Source organism: Streptomyces sp. NRRL F-5755 (assembly GCF_001279365.1).
In the GTDB taxonomy this organism is placed as follows: domain Bacteria; phylum Actinomycetota; class Actinomycetes; order Streptomycetales; family Streptomycetaceae; genus Streptomyces; species Streptomyces rimosus.
In genome coordinates this window covers 1-21,834 of record NZ_LGCW01000325.1, presented here as the reverse complement: position 1 = coordinate 21,834, position 21,834 = coordinate 1, and the positions used below count along the sequence as shown (strand labels likewise).

20 protein-coding genes are annotated in these 21,834 nt (G+C 71.7%); 13 read left to right on the top strand and 7 right to left on the bottom strand.

From position 1 onward, the window contains the following. The first annotated feature begins 11 nt into the window (after positions 1-11). The 4 genes from ADK86_RS39645 to ADK86_RS39630 all read left to right on the top strand — a co-directional run bounded on the left by ADK86_RS39645 (position 12) and on the right by ADK86_RS39630 (position 5,322). Positions 12-1,547, top strand: coding sequence for an MFS transporter (locus ADK86_RS39645; RefSeq protein ID WP_107088681.1), 1,536 nt, complete (start codon positions 12-14; stop codon positions 1,545-1,547). Between the two features lie 42 nt (positions 1,548-1,589). Continuing rightward, positions 1,590-3,386, top strand: coding sequence for a DEAD/DEAH box helicase (locus ADK86_RS39640; protein ID WP_003985666.1), 1,797 nt, complete (start codon positions 1,590-1,592; stop codon positions 3,384-3,386). Between the two features lie 442 nt (positions 3,387-3,828). After that, positions 3,829-4,470 (top strand): IclR family transcriptional regulator, encoded by a 642-nt coding sequence (locus ADK86_RS39635; RefSeq protein WP_030376373.1) that lies wholly within the window; start codon positions 3,829-3,831, stop codon positions 4,468-4,470. A 72-nt stretch (positions 4,471-4,542) separates the two neighbouring features. Continuing rightward, the gene (locus tag ADK86_RS39630; RefSeq protein WP_053701007.1) at positions 4,543-5,322 is read left to right on the top strand and encodes a S16 family serine protease; all 780 of its coding nucleotides are present in this window, start codon (positions 4,543-4,545) and stop codon (positions 5,320-5,322) included. A gap of 31 nt (positions 5,323-5,353) precedes the next feature. Here ADK86_RS39630 and ADK86_RS39625 read toward each other — a convergent pair whose 3' ends face one another. Genes ADK86_RS39625 through ADK86_RS39605 form a run of 5 tightly spaced genes read right to left on the bottom strand, consistent with a single transcriptional unit; the run spans position 5,354 to position 9,624 of the window. After that, entirely contained in the window at positions 5,354-6,352 is a 999-nt protein-coding gene (locus ADK86_RS39625) for a glycine betaine ABC transporter substrate-binding protein (protein WP_053701006.1), read from the bottom strand. After that, positions 6,349-7,251: an ABC transporter permease gene (locus tag ADK86_RS39620; RefSeq protein ID WP_053701005.1), complete on the bottom strand. Its 903-nt coding sequence runs from the start codon at positions 7,249-7,251 to the stop codon at positions 6,349-6,351. The genes ADK86_RS39625 and ADK86_RS39620 overlap by 4 nt, the downstream gene beginning before the upstream one ends. Further along, entirely contained in the window at positions 7,248-8,501 is a 1,254-nt protein-coding gene (locus ADK86_RS39615) for a betaine/proline/choline family ABC transporter ATP-binding protein (RefSeq protein ID WP_053701004.1), read from the bottom strand. Before ADK86_RS39615 ends, ADK86_RS39620 begins: the two co-directional genes overlap by 4 nt. Beyond that, positions 8,494-9,141, bottom strand: coding sequence for an ABC transporter permease (locus ADK86_RS39610; protein ID WP_053701003.1), 648 nt, complete (start codon positions 9,139-9,141; stop codon positions 8,494-8,496). The genes ADK86_RS39615 and ADK86_RS39610 overlap by 8 nt, the downstream gene beginning before the upstream one ends. Positions 9,142-9,156: 15 nt before the next feature. Further along, the gene (locus ADK86_RS39605) at positions 9,157-9,624 is read right to left on the bottom strand and encodes an Lrp/AsnC family transcriptional regulator (RefSeq protein WP_030602439.1); all 468 of its coding nucleotides are present in this window, start codon (positions 9,622-9,624) and stop codon (positions 9,157-9,159) included. A 129-nt stretch (positions 9,625-9,753) separates the two neighbouring features. Between ADK86_RS39605 and hppD the strand changes: the two genes are divergently transcribed. The 5 genes from hppD to ADK86_RS39580 all read left to right on the top strand — a co-directional run bounded on the left by hppD (position 9,754) and on the right by ADK86_RS39580 (position 14,927). After that, positions 9,754-10,899, top strand: coding sequence for a 4-hydroxyphenylpyruvate dioxygenase (hppD, locus tag ADK86_RS39600; protein ID WP_053701002.1), 1,146 nt, complete (start codon positions 9,754-9,756; stop codon positions 10,897-10,899). Positions 10,900-11,090: 191 nt separating this feature from the next. Then, positions 11,091-12,455, top strand: coding sequence for an FAD-binding oxidoreductase (locus ADK86_RS39595; RefSeq protein ID WP_053701001.1), 1,365 nt, complete (start codon positions 11,091-11,093; stop codon positions 12,453-12,455). A 42-nt stretch (positions 12,456-12,497) separates the two neighbouring features. Then, the gene (locus ADK86_RS39590) at positions 12,498-12,791 is read left to right on the top strand and encodes a ribosomal protein L7/L12 (RefSeq protein WP_053701019.1); all 294 of its coding nucleotides are present in this window, start codon (positions 12,498-12,500) and stop codon (positions 12,789-12,791) included. A gap of 101 nt (positions 12,792-12,892) precedes the next feature. After that, entirely contained in the window at positions 12,893-14,344 is a 1,452-nt protein-coding gene (locus ADK86_RS39585; protein WP_053701018.1) for a dihydrolipoyl dehydrogenase family protein, read from the top strand. Between the two features lie 172 nt (positions 14,345-14,516). Then, entirely contained in the window at positions 14,517-14,927 is a 411-nt protein-coding gene (locus tag ADK86_RS39580; protein WP_053701000.1) for a VOC family protein, read from the top strand. A 36-nt stretch (positions 14,928-14,963) separates the two neighbouring features. Here the strand turns inward: ADK86_RS39580 and ADK86_RS39575 are convergent, their stop codons facing one another. Further along, positions 14,964-15,440, bottom strand: coding sequence for an SsgA family sporulation/cell division regulator (locus ADK86_RS39575; protein WP_053701017.1), 477 nt, complete (start codon positions 15,438-15,440; stop codon positions 14,964-14,966). A gap of 246 nt (positions 15,441-15,686) precedes the next feature. Between ADK86_RS39575 and ADK86_RS39570 the strand changes: the two genes are divergently transcribed. Both ADK86_RS39570 and ADK86_RS39565 read left to right on the top strand, forming a co-directional pair. Then, positions 15,687-17,216 carry an RDD family protein gene (locus ADK86_RS39570; RefSeq protein ID WP_053700999.1) on the top strand — a complete coding sequence of 510 codons (1,530 nt, stop codon included), beginning with the start codon at positions 15,687-15,689 and terminating at the stop codon, positions 17,214-17,216. Positions 17,217-17,291: 75 nt separating this feature from the next. After that, positions 17,292-18,068, top strand: a complete 777-nt coding sequence (locus ADK86_RS39565; RefSeq protein ID WP_053700998.1) for an RDD family protein — start codon at positions 17,292-17,294, stop codon at positions 18,066-18,068. A gap of 98 nt (positions 18,069-18,166) precedes the next feature. On the opposite strand, the gene ADK86_RS39560 is transcribed toward ADK86_RS39565, so the two are convergent. Then, positions 18,167-18,493 carry a hypothetical protein gene (locus ADK86_RS39560; protein ID WP_053700997.1) on the bottom strand — a complete coding sequence of 109 codons (327 nt, stop codon included), beginning with the start codon at positions 18,491-18,493 and terminating at the stop codon, positions 18,167-18,169. Positions 18,494-18,883: 390 nt separating this feature from the next. Between ADK86_RS39560 and ADK86_RS39555 the strand changes: the two genes are divergently transcribed. Both ADK86_RS39555 and ADK86_RS39550 read left to right on the top strand, forming a co-directional pair. Next, complete coding sequence (locus ADK86_RS39555) at positions 18,884-21,283, top strand: immune inhibitor A domain-containing protein (RefSeq protein ID WP_107088680.1); 2,400 nt, start codon at positions 18,884-18,886, stop codon at positions 21,281-21,283. A 115-nt stretch (positions 21,284-21,398) separates the two neighbouring features. Beyond that, complete coding sequence (locus ADK86_RS39550) at positions 21,399-21,710, top strand: hypothetical protein (RefSeq protein ID WP_053700995.1); 312 nt, start codon at positions 21,399-21,401, stop codon at positions 21,708-21,710. Positions 21,711-21,834: the final 124 nt, after the last annotated feature.

The following is a 21,834-nucleotide window of genomic DNA, read 5'->3' as shown; positions in this document are numbered from 1 at the left end:
ACCCTGAGCGCATGACTGCCGTGGACCCGCGCGACGCCTCCGAAGCCCCCCTCGCCACCGAGCCCGTGACCGCCCCGACCGCCGAAGGTGTCCTCGGCCGTACGTACCGGGCGCTGACGCTCGGGATCATCTCCGTCGTCTCGCTCATCGCGTTCGAGGCGAGTGCCGTGACCACCGCCATGCCGGCGGTCGGGCAGGCCCTGGACGGCATCGCGTTGTACGCGTTCGCCTTCTCCGCGTACTTCACGGCGAGCCTGTTCGCGATGGCGCTGTCGGGGGAGTGGTGCGACCGGGGCGGGCCGCTCGCGCCGCTGTTCACGGGGATCGCGACGTTCGCCGCGGGGCTGGTGGTCGCGGGGTCGGCGCAGCAGATGTGGCTGTTCGTGGTGGGGCGTGGGGTGCAGGGGATCGGTGGGGGACTGGTCATCGTCGCGCTCTATGTCGTGGTCTCCCGCGCGTATCCGGAAGCGCTGCGGCCGTCCGTGCTCGCGGCCTTCTCCGCCGCCTGGGTGCTGCCGGTGATCGTCGGGCCGCTGGTCGCCGGGACGGTCACCGAGCACCTGGGCTGGCGCTGGGTGTTTCTGTCCATACCCGTACTCGTGCTGCTGCCGCTGACGGTCATGCTGCCCGCGCTGCGCAAGCTGCCGCCCCGGCAGGGGGAGGAGCGGATGGACCGGCGCCGCATCCTGCTCGCGCTGGCGGTGGCCGCGGGCGCCGGGCTCCTGCAGTACGCGGCGCAGCGGCGCGACTGGGTTGCCGTGCTGCCCGCGGTCGCGGGGCTCGCGCTGCTGGTGCCGACCGTGGTTCGGCTGCTGCCCAGGGGGACGTTCCGGGCCGCTCGCGGGCTGCCGTCCGTCGTGCTGATTCGCGGGCTGGCGGCCGGCTCCCTGCTCGCCGCCGAGAGTTTCATTCCGCTGATGCTCGTCACGGAGCGCGGTCTGTCCACCACGCTGGCCGGGCTCTCGCTGACCGGCGGCGGCCTCACCTGGGCCCTCGGCTCGTACACCCAGAGCCGGCCGCGCCTGGAGCCGTACCGGGAGCGGATCATGGGGATCGGGATGGTGCTGATGACGACGGCGATCCTGATCGTGCCGCTGGTGCTCGTCCCCGGCGTGCCGGTGTGGATCGTGGCGGTGGCGTGGGTCGTGGCCGGGTTCGGCATGGGGCTGAACATTTCCAGCGGGAGTGTGCTGCTGCTGAAGCTGTCGCCGCCGGAGGAGGCGGGCAGCAACTCGGCCTCGCTCCAGGTCTCGGACGCCCTCGGCAACATCACCTTCGTCGGGATCAGCGGGCTGCTGTTCAGCGCCTTCGGCGGCGGCGCGGTCGGCGCGCACGCCACGCCGGACGTGACCAACGCCGCATCCGGGGGTCAGCCCGCCGCCTTCGCCGCGGTCTTCGTCACCATGGCGGCCGTGGCCCTCACCGGATCGTGGGTGGCCACGCGCCTGAAGCCCACCGGTGACGGCCTCGTTGTGGCCGCCGCCGGTGGCGGGAAGGCGGCACCGGCGTCCGGGCCGCGCACGCCGTCGGCCCCCGCGGAGCGTTAGGCTGACGCGGTTGCCGATCGCCGAGCCAGCCCGACGGAGACCGTGACTACCACCACCAGCGCCACCAACAACCACCACCTGTCCCCGGCCTTCCCCGGACGGGCCCCGTGGGGTACCGCCAACAAGCTGCGCGCCTGGCAGCAGGCCGCGATGGACCGGTACATCCAGACGCAGCCGCGCGACTTCCTCGCGGTCGCGACGCCCGGCGCGGGAAAGACCACCTTCGCGCTCACCCTCGCCTCCTGGCTGCTGCACCACCACGTCGTGCAGCAGGTGACCGTGGTCGCGCCCACCGAGCACCTGAAGAAGCAGTGGGCGGAGGCCGCCGCCCGCGTAGGCATCAAGCTGGACCCGGAGTACAGCGCGGGTCCGCTCGGCCGGGAGTACCACGGCATCGCGATCACGTACGCGGGTGTCGGCGTGCGTCCGATGCTGCACCGCAACCGCATCGAGCAGCGCAAGACGCTGGTCATCCTCGACGAGATCCACCACGCCGGTGACTCCAAGTCCTGGGGCGAGGCGTGCCTGGAGGCCTTCGAGCCGGCCACCCGGCGGCTCGCGCTGACCGGTACGCCGTTCCGCTCCGACACCAACCCGATCCCCTTCGTCACGTACGAGGAGGGCGACGACGGCATCCGGCGCAGCGCCGCCGACTACACCTACGGCTACGGCAACGCGCTCAGCGACGGCGTCGTGCGCCCGGTGATCTTCCTGTCGTACAGCGGCAGCATGCGCTGGCGCACCAAGGCCGGCGACGAGATCGCGGCCCGGCTCGGCGAGCCGATGACCAAGGACGCCGTCTCGCAGGCGTGGCGCACCGCGCTGGACCCGCGCGGCGACTGGATGCCCAAGGTGCTCAAGGCCGCCGACCAGCGGCTGACCGAGGTGCGCAAGGCGATACCGGACGCCGGCGCGCTGGTGATCGCCTCCGACCAGGAGCAGGCCCGCGCGTACGCCAAGCTGATCCGCGAGATAACGGGCGAGGGCGCCACCCTCGTCCTGTCCGACGACAGCGGCGCCTCGCAGCGCATCGACGACTTCTCGCACTCCGACGACCGGTGGATGGTCGCGGTCCGCATGGTGTCCGAGGGCGTCGACGTACCGCGCCTCGCGGTCGGCGTGTACGCGACGACCATCTCCACGCCGCTGTTCTTCGCGCAGGCGGTGGGCCGCTTCGTACGGTCCCGCAAGCGCGGCGAGACCGCGTCCGTCTTCCTGCCCACCGTGCCGTCGCTGCTCACCTTCGCCAACGAGATGGAGGTCGAGCGCGACCACGTCCTGGACAAGCCGAAGAAGGACGGCGAGGAGGACCCGTACGCCGAGTCCGAGAAGGAGATGGACGAGGCCAACAAGCAGCAGGATGAGGACACCGGCGAGCAGGAGCAGTTCTCCTTCGAGGCGCTGGAGTCCGAGGCGGTCTTCGACCGGGTGCTCTACGACGGCGCCGAGTTCGGCATGCAGGCGCACGCGGGCAGCGAGGAGGAGCAGGACTACCTCGGCATCCCCGGGCTGCTGGAGCCGGACCAGGTGCAGATGCTGCTCCAGAAGCGGCAGGCGCGGCAGATCGCGCACAGCAAGAAGAAGCCGGCCGAGGAGGCCGACCTGCTGGAGCTGCCCGCCGAGCGGCGCCCGGTGGTCACGCACAAGGAGCTGCTGGAGCTGCGCAAGCAGCTGAACACCCTGGTCGGTGCGTATGTCCACCAGAGCGGCAAGCCGCACGGCGTGATCCACACCGAGCTGCGCCGGGTGTGCGGCGGCCCGCCGAGCGCGGAGGCCACCGCCGGGCAGCTCAACGAGCGGATCAAGAAGGTACGGGAGTGGGCCACGCGCATGAAGTGAGGTGACCCGGCCCGGACACCGTTTCGGGCCGCGGCCTCCCGGCGGGGCAGCGTACGGCGACCGGCCGTATGCTGCCCCGCCGTCGTGTCCCTGGCCGGAGGCGCGTGTCCCTGGCCGGGCGCGCGTGTCCCTGGCCGGACGCCTTGTGTATGGCCGGGCGCGCGGGTGTTGTGACCCAGGCCGAAAGGGGGCATGCCCCCGGCGCCCCACCGCGCCCCGAGGATCTTCAGGGACATTCCGGGCACGGAAGACCGGATTCTGGACGGACTCTTCCGCTCACCGGACCGGCTCGCTACTGTCCCGGTCACGCACACGCCCCGTGGCAGCGCCGCCGCGGAGCGCAGCCGGTGCCATGCGGCCGGCGGCCTCTTTGCGCGCGCTGCCCCGGGACCGGCAGCGCACCCCGCGCCATGAGCCGCCACTCACCCGAGGAGGGGGCGTCGTGACCGCGGAGACCTCCCAGACGCTCGACCGAGGACTGCGCGTCCTCAAACTGCTCGCCGACACCGACCACGGCCTGACCGTCACGGAGCTGTCCACCAAACTGGGGGTCAACCGGACCGTGGTCTACCGCCTGCTCGCCACCCTGGAGCAGCACGCCCTGGTGCGCCGCGACATCGGCGGCCGGGCCCGGGTGGGCCTGGGCGTGCTGCGCCTGGGCCGCCAGGTGCACCCGCTGGTGCGGGAGGCGGCGCTGCCCGCCCTGCGCGCGCTGGCCGAGGACATCGGCGCCACCGCCCACCTCACGCTCGTGGACGGCACCGAGGCGCTGGCCGTGGCCGTCGTCGAGCCGTCCTGGACCGACTACCACGTCGCCTACCGCGCGGGCTTCCGGCATCCGCTGGACCGGGGCGCGGCCGGGCGGGCGATACTCAAGGCCCGCCAGGGCCATATCGAGGACGCCGGACTGGCCCTGACGCACGGCGAGTTGGAGGCGGGCGCGAGCGGCGCGGCGGCCCCGCTGCTCGGGGTGAGCGGCATCGAGGGCAGCGTCGGCGTGGTGATGCTCGCCGATACGGTGCCGGAGCGGGTCGGGCCGCGGGTGGTCGAGGCGGCCCGTGAGGTGTCCGAAGCGCTGCGGTGATCCGGGCCGGCGGAGCCCCCGGCGGCGCCCCGTGGTGACCGGCCGGGGGCACAGGTCATCTAGGGTGGCGGGGTGTCTTCTCGCACTCGCGCCCTCGGGATCTGCACCGCCCTCGTCCTCGCGCTCCTCGCCACCGCGGCCTTCGCTCCGCTGCCGTTCTCGGTCGCCTTCCCCGGCGACACGGCGGATGTGCTCGGCAAGCACAAGGGCAAACAGGTGATCACGATCAGCGGCGCGCCGACCCGCGAGACCAGCGGCCAGCTGCGGATGGCGGCGATCGTGGCGACCGGCCCGGACGCCACGGTGCGGCTGCCGGACATCGTCAAGGGCTGGTTCCGTACGGACCAGGCCGTGATGCCGGTCGAGTCGGTCTACCCGGTCGGCGACACCGCCGAGAAGGCCGTGGAGCACAACCTGAAGGACATGCGCTCCTCCCAGGACGTCGCCACCCGCGCCGCGCTGAACTATCTGCACAAGAGCGACAAGGACGTGCAGGTCAAGCTGGACCTGGGCACGATCGGCGGGCCCAGCGCGGGCCTGCTGTTCTCGCTGGGCATCATCGACAAGCTGGCCGGGGACGGCAAGGGCGGCGACCTGACCGGCGGGCAGAAGATCGCGGGCACCGGAACGATCACCGCGGACGGCGAGGTCGGCGCGGTCGGCGGGGTGTCCCTGAAGACGCAGGCCGCGGGCCGGGACGGCGCCAAGGTCTTCCTCGTCCCCAAGTCGGAGTGCAAGGACGCGCAGGCCGAGCTGCCGGAGGGCATGCGGCTGGTCCCCGTCAGCACGCTCTCCGGCACGGTGGACGCGCTCAAGGCGCTGAAGTCCGGAGGTACGGTCCCCAGCTGCTGAGCGCGGACGCAAAAAGGCCCGGGCCCGGCCCTCAGCCGCCGGCCTTGATGAACCCCTTCTCGATCATCCAGTTCTTGGCGACCTCGTGCGGGTCCTGCCCCTCCACGTCCACCTTCCCGTTCAGGGACTGCGCGACGGTGTTGTCCAGGGCCGCGGTGATCGGCGCCAGGATGTCCGCGATCTGCGGGTACTTCTTCATCGTCGCCGCGTTCATCTCGGGCGCCGCGTTGTAGTTCGGGAAGAAGTGCTTGTCGTCCTTGAGGACGTGCAGGCCCATCGCCTTGATCCGGCCGTCGGTCGTGTACACCTCACCGAAGGTGCAGGCCCGGCCCTCGGCCACCTGTGTGTAGACGACGCCGCTGGTCATCTTCTTGATGTTGCCGGCCGGGATCTGCATGCCGTACGCCTTGGCCATGCCCGGCAGGCCGTCGTTACGGGCGGAGAACTCGGCCTCCGCGCACAGCGTGACCGCGCCCGGGTTCTTGCGGGACAGCTCGGCGACGTCCGACAGCGTCTCGGTACCGAGCTGCTTGTAGTGCCCGGGGTTGAGCGCCAGCGCGTACGTGTTGTTCAGCTTCGACTGCGGCAGCCACTCGACGCCGTTGGCCCGGTCGCCGTCGCGCACCGCCTCCCACTGCTTCCGCGGGTCCGCGATGGGCTTCTCGTGGCCGAGGTGGGTGATCCAGCCGGTGCCGGTGTACTCGTACATCCCGTCCGCCGTACCGGACTTGACCGCCTCGCGGGCGCCGATCGTGCCCTGGATGTTGGTCTTGTCCACGACCGTGGCGCCGGCCGCCTTGAAGGCCAGGCCCATGATCTGGCCCAGGATGATGTTCTCGGTGAACTCCTTCGAGGTCACGGTCAGCTCGGCGCCCTTCAGCGGCAGCCCCCGGCCGACCGTGCCGGGCCGTACGTCGTCGCTCATCGGGCTGCCGCTGACCAGGCCGCAGCCGCTCAGCCCGGCCGCGGCCAGCAGCAGGCACCCGGCCGCCGCCGGTACCGTACGGCGCCATCGCCGTCCTCGGGTCATCCTTCCCCCACCTCCAGCCCGCGCGGGCGCAGCAGCAGCTCGACGAGGGACGCCAGCCAGTCGACGAACAGCGCCAGCACCACCGTCAGGACGGAGCCGAGCACCAGCACCGGCATGCGCTGGGTGATGATGCCCGCCGAGATCAGGTCGCCGAGGCCGCCGCCACCGCCGAAGGTGGCCAGTGTCGCGGTGCCCACATTCAGGACCAGCGCGTTGCGCACGCCCGCCAGGATCAGCGGCACGGCCAGCGGCAGTTCGACCTTGCCCAGCACCCCGGGCGCCGACATGCCGATGCCGCGGGCCGCCTCGGTCAGCGTCGGGTCGATGGCCTTCAGGCCCGCGATGGTGTTGGCCAGCACCGGCAGTACGGCGTACAGGACCATGCCGATGACGGCGGCCTCCGGGCCGATGCCCAGCCAGATGACCAGCAGGACGAGCAGGCCCAGGGCGGGCACCGCCTGCCCGAGGTTGGCCACCGCGACCGCGGCCGGCGCGGCCCTGCGCAGTTTGGCGCGGGTCAGCGCGATGCCCAGCGGCAGCGCGATGATCAGTACGAAGAAGGTCGAGACGGCGGTCAGCTGGATGTGCTGGCGCAGCGCGAGCCACACCTTGCCGCCGTCCACCGCCTGGTGCGCGATCGAGTCCAGGCGGGTGCCGCGGAACCACAGCCAGGTGGCGAGCAGCACCGCCGCCAGCACGGCGGGCACCGTGACCACCTTCTTCCAGGTGATCCGGCGGGGCGGCCGGGTGGCCGGTGCGGCGGGCTCCGGCTCGGCCGTCAGGAGCGGTCCGCGCTCCCCGGCGGCCGCCGCCTCGTCGCGGAACCGTACGCCGCGTACTTCGTGCTCGCCCGCCGGCCGCTCGTCCTTCGGCGGCCGGCGCTCGTCCCGGGGGCTCACGCCTTGACTCCGTGCGCGCCGCCCGCCGGATCGACGCCCTCCTGGGCCAGCCGGGTGTGCCGGGCGCGCTGCTCCTCCAGTTCGTGCCGGTGCTCCAGGGCGTCGAGCCGGTCCGCCTCCAGCAGGTCGTGGACGTTGTTCATCAGCGTCTCCATGTCCACCACGCCGATGTACGCGCCGCGCCGCCCGGTCACCGCGACCCGGCCCGCGTTGTCGGTCAGCACCGCCTCCAGCGCGTCGCGCAGCGTCGCGTCGCGGGTGACCGTGTCGTGCACGAGCGTGCCGGCGCGGGCCAGCGAGCCCTTGGCGCGCATCAGGTCGCCGCGGCGCAGCCACTTGTACGGGCGCCGGTGTCTGTCCAGCAGCAGCACCTCGTTGGTGGTGCCGGAGCGCAGCAGGTCGAAGATCGACTGGAGCGGGTCCTCCACGGAAGCGGTGGGGAAGTCGACCACGCCCACGTCCCGTACACGGGTGAGGTTCAGGCGCTTGAGCGCCGCTCCCGCGCCCACGAAGCCGGAGACGAAGTCGTCGGCGGGGTTGGTGAGGATGGCCTCGGGGGTGTCGAACTGGGCGATGTGCGAGTGCTCGCGCAGCACCGCGATCCGGTCGCCCAGCTTGATCGCCTCGTCGAAGTCGTGGGTGACGAAGACGATCGTCTTGCGCAGCTCGTGCTGGAGCCGGATCAGCTCGTCCTGGAGGTGGTCGCGGGTGATCGGGTCCACCGCGCCGAACGGCTCGTCCATCAGCAGGACGGGCGGGTCGGCGGCCAGCGCGCGCGCCACGCCGACGCGCTGCTGCTGCCCGCCGGAGAGCTGGCGCGGGTAGCGGCCGTGGAACTCGCGCGGGTCCAGGCCCACCAGGTCGAGCATCTCCTCGACGCGGCTGTCCACCTTCGCCTTCTTCCAGCCGACCATCTTCGGTACGAGCGCGATGTTCTGCGCCACGGTCATGTGCGGGAACAGGCCGGACGACTGGATCGCGTAACCGACCTTGCGGCGCAGCCCGACCGGGTCGATGCCGGTCACGTCCTCGTCGCCGATCCGGATGGTCCCGGAGGTGGGCTCGATCAGCCGGTTGATCATCTTCAGGGTGGTGGACTTGCCGCACCCCGAGGGCCCGACGAGGATCACCGTCTCGCCCGGCTTGATCTCCATGCTCACGTCGTCGACCGCGGGCGCCGGGGCGCCCGGGTACCGCTTGGTCAGGTGCTCCAGCGCGATGCCGGCGCCGGATGCGGTGGTCTCAGGCACGGATCCCCCTGGGAATGGTCAGGCGTCCGATCAGTACGTACGCGGCGTCGAAGAGCAGGGCCAGGACGACGATGCCGAGCGTCCCGGACAGCACCTGGTTGAGCGCGTTGGCGCTGCCCAGCGACGAGATGCCGCGGAAGATCTCGTTGCCCAGGCCGGGGCCCGAGGCATAGGCGGCGATGGCCGCGATGCCCATCAGCATCTGGGTCGAGACCCGGATGCCGGTCAGGATCGGCGGCCAGGCCAGCGGCAGTTCCACCCGCAGCAGCCGGGCCGTACGGGACATCCCGATGCCCCTGGCGGCGTCGATCAGCGCGGGGTCGACGCCGCGCAGGCCGACGACGGCGTTGCGCACCACCGGCAGCAGCCCGTACAGCGTCAGGGCGATGACGGTCGGTGCCACGCCGAGGCCGACGATCGGCACCAGCAGGCCGATCAGGGCCAGCGAGGGCACCGTCAGGATCGTCGCGGTGGTGGCGGTGGCCAGGTTCCCGGCCCACTCGCTGCGGTAGGTGGCGACGCCGAGCAGCACCCCGAGCACGGTGGCCAGCACCATGCACTGGAAGACGGCGCTGGCGTGCTGAAACGTGTCCGTCAGCAGCTGGGTGTGCCGGCTGCCGAGGTACTCCCAGAAGCTCACACGCGCCCTCCTCGGTCAGTCCCCCGCGGCTTGCTTGACCAGCGGGATGATGCGCAATGGAACCGGGTTTTCCATGACAATGGCGGTGGAAGCCCGCATGATGCCATCAAAACCCACAACCAGGTCGATGACCCGCTGCAAGTCGGCGTTCGAACGGGCAACGAGCCTGCACAGCATGTCCCCATGTCCCGTCGTTGTATGCAGCTCCAGCACTTCGGGTACGGACGCCAAGTGCGCCCGGACGTCGGCCCCTTGGCCCTGTTTGATCTCCAGCGTGGCGAACGCGGTCACCGGATAGCCGAGCGCCGCGGGGTCCACGTCGGGCCCGAAACCCCGGATCACTCCGTTCGACTGAAGCCGGTCCAGGCGCGCCTGCGCCGTCCCGCGCGCCACGCCGAGCCGGCGCGACGCCTCCAGTACGCCGATGCGCGGTTCCTCGGCGAGCAGCTCCAGCAGCCTGCCGTCCAAATGATCGATCGCCACGGCCGTTGCCTCCGAAATTGATGGTCATCATGTACGAATCGTCCGGTGAATTGCACGATTCGCTGTGCATACTGCCCAGTGAATGTGCAAACTATTGCGCATTGTGTGGGCCGGGGAGAGCCTGCCGCCATGACTCAGACCACGGACCACACCACCCCCACGAGTGCGCGGCAGGCCGATCCCTTCCCGGTCAAGGGGATGGACGCGGTCGTCTTCGCCGTCGGCAACGCCAAGCAGGCAGCGCACTACTACGCCACCGCCTTCGGCATGAAGCGCGTCGCCTACTCCGGACCGGAGAACGGCAGCCGCGAGACCGCCAGTTACGTGCTCGAATCCGGCAGCGCCCGCTTCGTCTTCACCTCCGTCATCAAGCCGGCGACCGACTGGGGCCACTTCCTGGCCGACCACGTCGCCGCGCACGGTGACGGCGTCATCGACCTCGCCATAGAGGTGCCGGACGCGCGCGCCGCCTACGCCTACGCCCTGGAGCACGGCGCCACCGGCATAGAGGAGCCGTACGAGACCAAGGACGAGCACGGCGTCGTCGTACGCGCCTCCATCGCCACGTACGGCAAGACCCGCCACACCCTGGTCGAGCGCACCGATTACGAAGGCCCCTACCTGCCCGGCTACGTCGCCGCCGACCCGATCGTCGAGCCCGGCGCGCGCCGCTTCCAGGCCATCGACCACTGCGTCGGCAACGTCGAACTCGGCAAGATGGACGAGTGGGTGGCCTTCTACAACAACGTCATGGGCTTCACGAACATGAAGGAGTTCGTCGGCTCGGACATCGCCACCGAATACAGCGCGCTGATGTCGAAGGTGGTCGCGGACGGCACCCGCAAGGTGAAGTTCCCGCTCAACGAGCCGGCCATCGCCAAGAAGAAGTCGCAGATCGACGAATACCTGGAGTTCTACGGCGGCCCCGGCTGCCAGCACATCGCCCTGGCCACCAACGACATCGTCGCCAGCGTCCGGGCCATGCGCGCGGCCGGCGTCGAGTTCCTGGACACCCCGGACTCCTACTACGACACCCTCGGCGAGTGGGCGGGCGAGACCCGCGTCCCGGTCGGGACGCTGCGCGAGCTGAAGATCCTGGTCGACCGGGACGAGGACGGCTACCTGCTGCAGATCTTCACCAAGCCCGTCCAGGACCGCCCCACCGTCTTCTTCGAACTGATCGAGCGGCACGGCTCGATGGGCTTCGGCAAGGGCAACTTCAAGGCCCTGTTCGAGGCGATCGAGCGGGAGCAGGAGCGGCGCGGCAACCTCTGACCGCCGGCCCGCGACCGGCCCTGTTCTCAGGGCCCCCTGAACGCCACCCCCCACCCCGCGGCCCCGCCGGACCCTGACCCGGCGGGGCCGCGGCCCTTCCCGCGGGGAGCGGCGCTCCCGCACCCGGACACCGCCGCCCGGGTGCGGGAGGGGATCTTCCGTGTACGGCCCACGGATGGGAGGCTGGCGGCATGGACCTCATCGCACGCCTGCGCGACGGCCTCCCCGGGGAAGCGGTCCTCACCGACCCCGACGTCACCGGCGCCTACGCCCACGACATGGCGAGCTTCTGCGAGGCCGGCAGCCCGGCCGTGGTCGTCCTGCCGCGTACGGTCGAACAGGTCCAGCACGTGATGCGCACCGCCACCGCACTGCGCGTCCCGGTCGTCCCCCAGGGCGCCCGTACGGGCCTCTCGGGCGCCGCCAACGCCTCCGACGGCTGCATCGTGCTCTCCCTGGTCAAGATGGACCGGATCATCGAGATCAACCCCGTCGACCGGATCGCGGTCGTCGAGCCCGGCGTGATAAACGCGGTGCTCTCCCGCGCCGTCAACGAACACGGCCTGTACTACCCGCCGGACCCCTCCAGCTGGGAGGAGTGTTCCATCGGCGGCAACATCGGCACCGCCTCCGGCGGCCTGTGCTGCGTCAAGTACGGCGTCACCGCCGAGTACGTCCTCGGCCTGGACGTCGTCCTCGCCGACGGGCGGCTGCTGAAGACCGGCCGGCGCACCGCCAAGGGCGTCGCGGGCTACGACCTCACCCGGCTGTTCGTCGGCTCCGAGGGCAGCCTCGGCATCGTCGTACGCGCCGTGCTCGCCCTCAAACCCGAGCCGCCCCAGCAGCTCGCGCTCGCCGCCGAGTTCCCCTCCACCGCCGCCGCGTGCGACGCCGTCTGCGAGATCATGGCCCGCGGCCACGCCCCCGCGCTGCTCGAACTCATGGACCGTACGAGCATCCGCGCCGTCAACGCGATGTCCCACATGGGACTGCCCGAGAGCACCGAAGCGCTCCTGCTGGCCGCCTTCGACACCCCCGACCCGGCCGCCGACCTCGCCGCCGTCGGCGCGCTGTGCACGGCCGCCGGAGCCACCGACGTCGTACCGGCCGACACCCCGGCCGAATCCGACCTGCTCCTCCAGGCCCGGCGGCTGACCCTGACCGCCCTGGAACGCGTGAAGTCCGCCACGATGATCGACGACGTGTGCGTACCGCGCTCGCGGCTCGCCGCGATGCTCGACGGCACCGCCGCCATCGCCGAGAAGTACGGCCTGACCATCGGCGTCTGCGCCCACGCGGGCGACGGCAACACCCACCCCACCGTCTGCTTCGATCCGGCCGACCACGACGAGTCCCGGCGCGCCCGCGAGTCCTTCGACGAGATCATGGCACTCGGCCTGGAACTGGGCGGCACCATCACCGGCGAGCACGGCGTCGGCGTCCTGAAGAAGCAATGGCTGGCCCGCGAGCTGGGCCCGGTGGGCCTGGAGATGCACCGCGGCATCAAGGCGGTCTTCGACCCGCTGGGGCTGCTCAACCCCGGGAAGGTGTTCTGACCGGGACCTTTCCAGGGGCCAGGACCTTTTAAGGTCGTGGCCATGAACTCCGAACTCTGGACGGCCATCGCCGCCGCCGTCGTCGTCATCGTCGTGCTCGCCTCCTCCGCGGACGTGCGCCACAAGGCGCTGGACCGCAGACTCCGGCGGATCGACCGCAAGCTCGACCTGATCATGGAACACCTGGGAGTGGAGGAGACCGGCCCCGAGGGCATGGCCGAGATCGACGCGTTGCTGCACAAGGGCAGGAAGATCGAGGCGATCAAGCGGTACCGGGAGCTGACCGGCGCCGGACTGGCGGAGGCCAAGCAGGCCGTGGAGCGCCGGGAGGGCTGAGCGGGCCCCGCCCGCGAATGCCCCGATACGTGTGGCCGGGCCGGGCGTCCGGCACGAGGATGGACCCGACCGCCGCGACGCCGACGCAGGGAGCGATGACGATGCCAACGACCACGGACACCGCAGGCCGGGACACGTACGACGTCATCGTGCTGGGCGCCGGGCCGACCGGCGAGAACGTGGCCGACCGGGCCCGCGCCCTCGGCCTGAGCGCGGTGATCGTGGAGAGCGAGCTGGTCGGCGGCGAATGCTCGTACTGGGCCTGCATGCCCAGCAAGGCGCTGCTGCGCCCGGTCACCGCCCGCGCCGACGCGCGCCGTGTGCCCGGCCTGCACCAGGCCGCGTCCGCGCCGCTGGACACCAAGGCGGTGCTCGCGCACCGCGACGCGTTCACATCGCACTGGAAGGACGACGGCCAGGTCCAGTGGCTGGACTCGGCCGGCATCGACTTCGTACGCGGCAAGGCCCGCCTCGACGGGCCCCGGCGCGTGGTGGTCGCCACCGGCGCGGACGAGCGCGTGCTCACCGCCCGGCACGCCGTCGCCGTGTGCACCGGCAGCCGCGCCCTCCTCCCCGACCTGCCCGGACTCACGGCGGCCCGCCCCTGGACCAGCCGCGAGGCGACCAGCGCCCAGTCCGTGCCGCCGCGCCTGGTGGTGGTCGGCGGCGGCGTCGTGGGCGTCGAAATGGCCACCGCCTGGCGGGCCCTGGGCTCCGCCGTGACCCTCCTGGTGCGCGGCGGCGGGCTGCTGCCCAAGATGGAGCCCTTCGCGGGCGAACTGGTCGCCGAGGCGCTGACCGAGGCGGGCGCCACCGTCCGCACCGGCGTGTCCGTGACCGCCGTACGGCGCGAGATGCCCAACGGGCCCGCCACCGTCGTCCTGGACGGCGGCGAGCAGATCGTCGCCGACGAGGTCCTGTTCGCCACCGGCCGCGCGCCGCGCACCGACGACATCGGCCTGGAGACGGTGGGCCTGGAGCCCGGCACCTGGCTGGAGGTGGACGACACCTGCCGGGTACGGGGCGTGGCGGACGGCTGGCTGTACGGCGTCGGCGACGTCAACCACCGCGCGCTCCTCACCCACCAGGGCAAATACCAGGCCCGTATCGCGGGCGCCGCCATCGCGGCACGCGCCCAGGGCACCACCGACCTCGACACCGGCCGCTGGGGCGCGCACGCCGCGACCGCCGACACCGCCGCCGTACCCCAGGTCGTCTTCACCGACCCCGAGGTCGCCTCGGTCGGCCTGACCGCCGCCGAAGCCGAACGCGCCGGCCACCGCACCCGCGTCGTCGACTACGACCTCGGCAACGTCGCCGGCGCCGGCCTCTACGCCGACGGCTACCGCGGCCGCGCCCGCATGATCGTCGACCTGGACCGCGAAGTACTCCTCGGCGTCACCTTCGTCGGCCCCGCGGTGGGCGAACTCCTCCACTCGGCAACCGTCGCGGTGGCCGGCGAGGTCCCCCTCGACCGCCTGTGGCACGCGGTACCGGCCTACCCGACGATCAGCGAGGTGTGGCTGCGGCTGCTGGAGACGTACCGGGGCTGAGGACTACAGACCGGCTGTCCTCGGGCCTGCGACGGAGGGCGCCGGACCGGGGGCGGACGGTCCGGCGGTGTAGGTCGGATTCCCGATGTCCGCGCGCGGGGTGCCGCCATACGGTCAGGAGTGCCAGAGCTCAACGGGCCTGAACGCCACCGACCTTCGCAGGAGGACCACCGTGTCCGTACACCTCGACCACACCATCGTCCACGCCACCGACAAGTTCGCGTCCGCCCGCTTCCTGGCCGAGCTGGCCGGGCTGGACGGGCCGACGGGCTTTGGCCCGTTCGCCGCCGTGCAGGCCGCGGACGGCCTGACCATCGACTACGCCGAGCATGTCGTGGAGGCGGCCGCGATCGTGCCCCAGCACCTCGCGTTCCGGGTCTCCGAGGAGGAGTTCGACGCGATCTTCGCCCGGATCCAGGAGCGCGAACTGCCGTACTGGGCGGACCCGTACCACCACAAGCCGCAGGAGATCAACCACCTCGCCGGCGGACGCGGGATCTACGTCAGCGACCCGGACGGCCACGCGATCGAGTTCCTCACCCGCAAGCACAGCCTGGCGGACCTCGGTACCGAAGCGTCCTGACGCGGGTACGTCCGGCCCGGACCGTACGGCCCGGCGTCACGCCCCGGCCTCCGGCGACTCGTCGGACGGCCACGGGCCGGACAGCCACAGGTCGTCCCGCGACGCCATCGCGAACAGCGCGCTCAGCCCTTTGTCCAGCCCCAGGTGCTCGTGCTCGGACCCCGGCGGCACCACGCGCAGGGTGCGCTCCAGCCACGCCGAGACCGCCGCGGCCGGCGCCTCCAGCAGCGCCTCGCCGTCCGGGGAACTGAGCGCCATGCAGACCACGCTGCGCCCGTCCACCTTCGTGGGCCACACCCGCACGTCGCCGTTGCCGCACGGCCGGAACACCCCCTCGACGAGCAGTTCGCGGGCGAACGTCCAGTTGACGGGGGCGTCCGAGCCGATGTGGAAGGTCACGTGGACGGCGTAGGGGTCGTCCGTGCGGTAGGTCAGCCGGGCCGGTACGGGAATGCTGCGCTCCGGCGACAGGACCAGGCCCAGCTCCAGCTCTCGTTCCACCACGGTGTGCATGCGGTCCGCCTCTCTCTGTACCTGCTGCGGGCCCATGGGACGATGCCCGCACCTGGATAGAGGCCGCTGCGCCCGGACCATTACGCGACTTCGCACAACTTTTTTCGCGGGCCTCTTCCAGGTGGTCCCGCCCGGCCGGGACGCCCGGCCCGACCCTCTGTCTGATAGATGTGGACGCTGCGTTGCGGCAGACTGCACATGCCCCACCCACCACACCAGGCCGAGAACAGATACGGGACTTCGGACATGAGCGCCCCTTCCTCAGGATCCGCCGGCGGCAGCCCCACGCCAGGCTTTTATCCGGACCCGTCCATCCCCGGCTACATCCGGTACTGGAACGGTGCCGCGTGGGTGCCGGGCACCAGCCGCCCGGCGCCCGCCGAGGGCGAGGCGCTGCCCGCACCGCCGCCCGGCGCCGCCGCCCAGGCCCCCGCGCCCGCGCCGGCCCCCACCCCCGCTGTGGAGGAGACCGGTCCGGTCTTCCTCGACGACGAGGGGGAGCCCGGCGGGCCGTCTTCCGGCACGGACGCCCCGGCCTCCGCCTGGCAGGCCGACACGGCCCGGCAGAACGGCTTCGGCGAGCAGGACCGCCGCGTCGCCTGGGGCTCGCCCGAAGAGCGGCAGGCCGGGCTGCCGCAGCAGCGGGACGAGGCCGGGACACCGGCGGAGGGGGAGGCCGCCCCGCGCTCCGACGGTACGGTCACCATCCGCGCCGTACCGGACGAGGAGGGCCCGCGCGACCACGGTACGACCACGATCCGCGCCGTGCGCCCCGGCGCGAACGCGAGCGGCAAGAGCGACACGATGGCGTTCCGGGTGGCGCCGCAGCCGGGGCCCGCGCCGTCGTCGCCCGCGCCCGGCAGCACGGCGCCGCAGCCGCTGCCGTCCACCGGCGCGCAGCAGCCGCCGGCGGCTCCAGGGCCGCAGCAGGGGCCCGCGCAGCCCGGCCCCGGTGGTTCGGGTGCCGCCGCCCAGGGACCGGTCCAGCAGGCGCCGCAGGGGCCCGTACAGCCTCAGTCGGGCCCCGCGCCCGCCGCGCCGCCGACCCCGCACCACCCGTTCCCGCCTCAGCAGCCTCAGCAGGCACCGGCACAACACGCGCCGGTCCATCAGGCGCCGCAACAGCCCGCGCCGGGCCCCGCTCCGCACGCCCCCGGCCCGGCCCCCGCTCCGCAGGCGCAGCCCGCGCCCCCCTTCTCCGGCTTCCCGCCGCAGCAGGACGGCGGCGCGGCCGAGGGCGTCGTGCCCTGGAAGCCGCCGGCCTCCGACCCGTTCGCCGCGGCGCAGGAGCAGGGCCGCCCCGCCTCCCTGGGCCGACGGTTCGCCGCCCGCCTGATCGACACGCTCGCCCTGGCCGTCATCACCGGCGCCGCCGCCGTACCGCTGTGGGGCCCGGCCACCGAGCACATCGACGCCAAGGTGGAGGCCGCCAAGCAGTCCGGGCGCGAGGTCACGGTCTACCTGCTGGACGGCACGACCGGCCCCTACCTGGCCATCGTGCTCGCCGTGCTGCTCATCGGCGGTGGGCTCTACGAGGTGCTGCCCACCGCCAAGTGGGGGCACACGCTCGGCAAGAAGCTGTGCGGTGTGCGGGTGCTGGACATCGAGGGGCACGACACCCCGCCGCTGTCCTCGGTGATCAAGCGGTGGCTGGTGTACGGGGTGCTCGGCGTCCTGGTGGTCGGGATCGTCAACGCGGTGTGGTGCCTGTTCGACCGCCCGTGGCGGCAGTGCTGGCACGACAAGCTCGCGCGGACGTTCGTCGCCGAGAAGTAGCCCGCCCGCCCGGCCGCGTCACCCGCCCGGCCCTCGCCGGATGCGGAGCCGCGCGGCCCGGGTTCGACTCGGGCCATGAGCACCGACCAGCCCAGGCCCGGCTCCGGCGGCGAACCGCCGGAGGAAGACCCGTTCCTGAAGAGGCCGCAGGACCCGCCGAGGGGCGGCTCTCCGTACGGGGACGAGCCGGCCGGTGGCTCTCCGTACGGCGGCCGCCCTGCGGAGGGCTCCCCGTACGACCGGCCGGCCAACGCCACGCCGTACGGTGAACAGCCTCCGGGCGGTGACCCGTACGGCGGCGCCCCGCCGCCCGGCGGGATGCCCCCGCCCCCGTACGGCGGCGACCCGTACGGCGGGAACCCCTACGGCGGCCAGTACGGTGCCGCCGATCCGCTCGCCGGGATGCCGCCGCTGGCGAACCGGGGCCGCCGGCTGGTGGCCCGCATCATCGACTGGATCATCGTCTGCGTACCGGTCGGCCTGATCATGAGCGCGATCGTCGGCGGCTTCGACTACTGGACGACGGACGACACGCAGACCGGCCGGCAGGCGTGGGTCTCCGGCGTCACGATGCTGGCCTACCTCGTCTACGAGGGCCTGATGCTCACCAGCCGCGGCCAGACCGTCGGCAAGATGGCGATGAAGATCCGGGTGGGGATGCTGGAGAACGGCGCGGTGCCGGCCGGGCAGGCGGGGTGGGTGCGGGCGGTGGTCTACACGCTCCCGGAGATCGTGCCGTGCTGCGGCTTCCTCTTCTGGCTCGTCAACGTCCTGTGGTGCACCTGGGACAAGCCGTACCAGCAGTGCCTGCACGACAAGGCGGCGAAGACCGTGGTGGTCTCCGCCGCCTGACGGCCCGGCGGCTCCGGCGCGTCAACCGGCGGTCGGCGCACCCCTCTTCCGAGCGGTGCCCGGCCGCCTACGCGCGTCCACCAGCCACGGACGGGTGACTAACGGGAGTGCTCACCGACGCGCGCCTCGGAGGAGACGCCCGCGTGGGTGCGCTGGCGCGGCAGGCGCGCGGTCGCCGTACCGGCGCTGGACGGCAGCTGCGCGCCCGCGCCCGCGTCCGCGCGCCGGGCCGTACGCCGTGCCACGTGAAAAGCCCCCGGCAGCGGCGCCGTCATGGCGACCAGCAGGCCGAGGGCTAACGCGGCGACGGCGATGACCGCGATGCCGGCGCCGTTGCGTGTCTGTGAGAGCAGCAGCATGGCGAGGGTCGAGAAGATGACGGTGGCCGAACCGTAGGCGAGCTGTGCGGCAGTCGGACGAGGCATGGCGGATCCGTCCTCAAGAGGTCGGCAGGGGTGTGGTCGACAGGGGCGCGCGCCGTCAAATGACTCTACGGTCCTTACTGCCCGAGCGGAACTGGCGGTAAGCGTGACCTAACCCACGGTTCCGGAGCATAGGGGGCGCACGGATTCATCCGGAGTTTGAACGTCCCTTATCGGGACGCTGATTGGGGTGCGCGGAGCACGCCATGGGGGAGCCGCCGGGGGGAGTGCGGGTACGCACGGAAACGTGCACGGAGATGTCCGATAGCCGCAACCTGGGGGTCGAAAACCGTACTTCTCTGACGTGACCAAGTCAAGGTCTGTCTTTTCCCCTCCTCTTCCGGTCAAATGCTGCCATCCAGCGACCATTTCCCAAGGGGAGGAATGCGCCAAGTGAGAGCCAAGAGACGGGCGTTCAGACCGGCCGCCCTGGTCACCGCCGCCGCCGCGATCGGGGCGGCCGCCCTGTCTTCCGGCGCGCCGGCGCAGGCCGACGACGGCCCCGGGCCGCTCGCCGTCCAGCGGCAGGACCCCGGGTCCCCCGCCAAGCAGGCCGTCGACCACGACCTGAAGGGCCCGTTCAGCGACCAGCAGGCGGCGCAGCGCAAGGAAGCGCTCCAGCAGGTCATCTCCGGCGACGCCAAGGCCACCAAGCGCGGCGCCTCGCAGGTCGTGAAGCTGAACGGCGGCAAGTACGTCGAACTCGCCCGCGAGAAGACCGACAAGATCTTCACCATCCTGGTCGAGTTCGGCGACAAGGTCGACGACACCACGATGTACGACCCGGACGGCGACGGCCCCAAGCCCCCGGTGAAGAAGTACGGCGGCACGGCCGGCCCCGCGCACAACACCATCGCGCAGCCCGACCGCCGCAACGACAACTCCACCGCCTGGCAGAAGGACTACAACCGCCGGCACTTCCAGGACCTCTACTTCTCGCACGACAAGGACAAGGAGTCCCTGGCCAAGTACTACGAGAAGCAGTCCTCGGGCCGCTACTCGGTCGACGGCGAGGTCTCCGACTGGGTCAAGGTCGACTGGAACGAGGCCCGTTACGGGTCCAACTACTGCGGCTCCACCAACTGCCCCAGCGCCTGGGACCTGATCCGTGACGGCGTCAACCGCTGGGCCGAGGACCAGAAGGCCAAGGGCCGCACCGACGCCCAGATCAAGGCCGACCTCGCCAAGTACGACCAGTGGGACCGCTACGACCACGACGGCGACGGCAACTTCAACGAGCCCGACGGCTACATCGACCACTTCCAGATCGTGCACGCCGGCGAGGACGAGTCCGCGGGCGGCGGCGCCCAGGGCAAGGACGCCATCTGGGCGCACCGCTGGTACGCGTACGGCAGCGACTCCGGCCACACCGGCCCCGCCGGCAACAAGGCCGGCGGCACCCAGATAGGCAACACCGGCGTCTGGGTCGGTGACTACACGATGCAGCCCGAGAACGGCGGCCTGGGCGTCTTCGCCCACGAGTACGCCCACGACCTCGGCCTGCCGGACGAGTACGACACCACCGGCACCGGTGAATCCTCCGTCGACTCCTGGTCGCTGATGTCCGGCGGCTCCTGGCTCGGCCGCGGCAAGGACGCCATCGGCGACCTGCCCGGCGACATGAGCGCCTGGGACAAGCTCCAGCTCGGCTGGCTCAACTACGCCAAGGCGAAGGCGGCCACCAAGTCCACCCACATGCTGGGCGTCGCCGAGTACAACACGAAGAACAAGCAGGCCGTGGTGGTCGAACTGCCCGCCAAGTCGGTCCGCACCGACATCGTCAAGCCCGCCGAAGGCACCCAGCAGTGGTGGAGCGGCATGGGCAACGACCTGAAGAACACCCTCACCCGCTCCGTGGACCTGACCGGCAAGAAGAGCGCCGCCCTGACGCTCAAGGGCTGGTGGGACATCGAGCAGAACTACGACTACGCGTACGCCGAGGTCTCCACCGACGGCGGCGCCAACTACACGCCGCTGGACGGCACCGCCGACGGCAAGGCGATCCCCCGCGACGGCAGCGACAAGCCCGCCCTCACCGGCACCTCGGACTCCTACAAGGACCTGGTCTTCCCGCTCGACGCCTACGCCGGCAAGAAGATCGACCTGCGCTTCCGCTACCAGACCGACGGCGGGGCCGCCCAGAAGGGCTTCGCCGCCGACGCGATCTCGGTGACCGCGGACGGCGCGGCGCTCTTCACGGATGGCGCCGAGGCCGGGGACAACGGCTGGACCGCCAAGGGCTTCTCGCGCATCGGCGCGTCCTTCACCAAGGACTACCCGCGCTACTACATCGCCGAGAACCGCCAGTACATCTCGTACGACAAGACCCTCCAGACCGGCCCGTACAACTTCGGCTGGGCCTCCACCCGCCCCCAGTGGGTCGAGCACTTCCCGTACCAGAACGGCGTCCTGATCTGGCTGTGGGACACGTCCCAGCCCGACAACAACGTCGGCCAGCACCCGGGCCACGGGCAGATCCTCCCGGTCGACGCCCACCCGAAGGCCGAGAAGTGGTCGGACGGCAAGCTGATGCGCAACCGCTTCCAGAGCTACGACTCGACCTTCACCGCGCAGCGCACGGATGCGCTGACGCTCCACAAGGACGGCAAGGTCACCAAGATCTCGTCGAAGCCCGGTGTGACCGTCTTCGACGACCGCAAGGGCGACTACTACGACGAGTCGAACCCCACCGGTGGCGTGATCGTTGCTGACACCAACACCCGCATCAAGATCCTCGCGGAAGCCTGGAACGGCTCCTCGGTGCTGCTCCAGGTGGGCCCCTCCACCAAGTAATCACCAAAACCGCAGGTCATAGACCGATCGGCCGCCGCCCCCTAGCGGGCGGCGGCCGATCGCGTTTAGATGCATCCTGCGAGTTCTTGTTGACACCGAGTCTTACGGGGAGACCATGCCCACAACCGGAGGAGGGTTCATCAGGCTTCCCGGCGGAAGCGTGGTGGTCGCCCTCGCACTGCCCAGACCGGGCCATACGGGACACCGCGTACGGGTACTCGTACACGCCGTGAACCGCCAGCGGGCGCTGACGCGGCTGCGGAACCTGGGGCTGCGGGCGGTGTACCTGCGCGGTAACACCGAGCCGCCGACGCCTGACGAGGTCACGGCGGTGCTGCACCACCCGGACGGGCTGGTGTGGCGTGAGACGCCGGAGGACGATACGGAGTCTTGGCATCCGATTCGGGCGCTGTTGCGCTGCCGCTGATCGCGGCGGTTTTGGGGGGCCTGGACCGCGCTTCGCGCGGATACGCATTGGGTTTGTCGTGGGGCGGGGGTGCGCAGGGGGCCATCTCCTCGGCGCCTGGAGCGGCCGAAGTGTATGGACGCAA

Coding starts and splice junctions, on each gene's coding strand:
- ADK86_RS39645 (WP_107088681.1), top strand. CDS start 12: ATGACTGCCGTGGACCCGCGCGACGCCTCCGAAGCCCCCCTCGCCACC.
- ADK86_RS39625 (WP_053701006.1), bottom strand. CDS start 6,352: ATGACCCGAGGACGGCGATGGCGCCGTACGGTACCGGCGGCGGCCGGG.
- hppD (WP_053701002.1), top strand. CDS start 9,754: ATGACTCAGACCACGGACCACACCACCCCCACGAGTGCGCGGCAGGCC.
- ADK86_RS39595 (WP_053701001.1), top strand. CDS start 11,091: ATGGACCTCATCGCACGCCTGCGCGACGGCCTCCCCGGGGAAGCGGTC.
- ADK86_RS39590 (WP_053701019.1), top strand. CDS start 12,498: ATGAACTCCGAACTCTGGACGGCCATCGCCGCCGCCGTCGTCGTCATC.
- ADK86_RS39585 (WP_053701018.1), top strand. CDS start 12,893: ATGCCAACGACCACGGACACCGCAGGCCGGGACACGTACGACGTCATC.
- ADK86_RS39575 (WP_053701017.1), bottom strand. CDS start 15,440: ATGCACACCGTGGTGGAACGAGAGCTGGAGCTGGGCCTGGTCCTGTCG.
- ADK86_RS39570 (WP_053700999.1), top strand. CDS start 15,687: ATGAGCGCCCCTTCCTCAGGATCCGCCGGCGGCAGCCCCACGCCAGGC.
- ADK86_RS39565 (WP_053700998.1), top strand. CDS start 17,292: ATGAGCACCGACCAGCCCAGGCCCGGCTCCGGCGGCGAACCGCCGGAG.
- ADK86_RS39560 (WP_053700997.1), bottom strand. CDS start 18,493: ATGCCTCGTCCGACTGCCGCACAGCTCGCCTACGGTTCGGCCACCGTC.
- ADK86_RS39550 (WP_053700995.1), top strand. CDS start 21,399: ATGCCCACAACCGGAGGAGGGTTCATCAGGCTTCCCGGCGGAAGCGTG.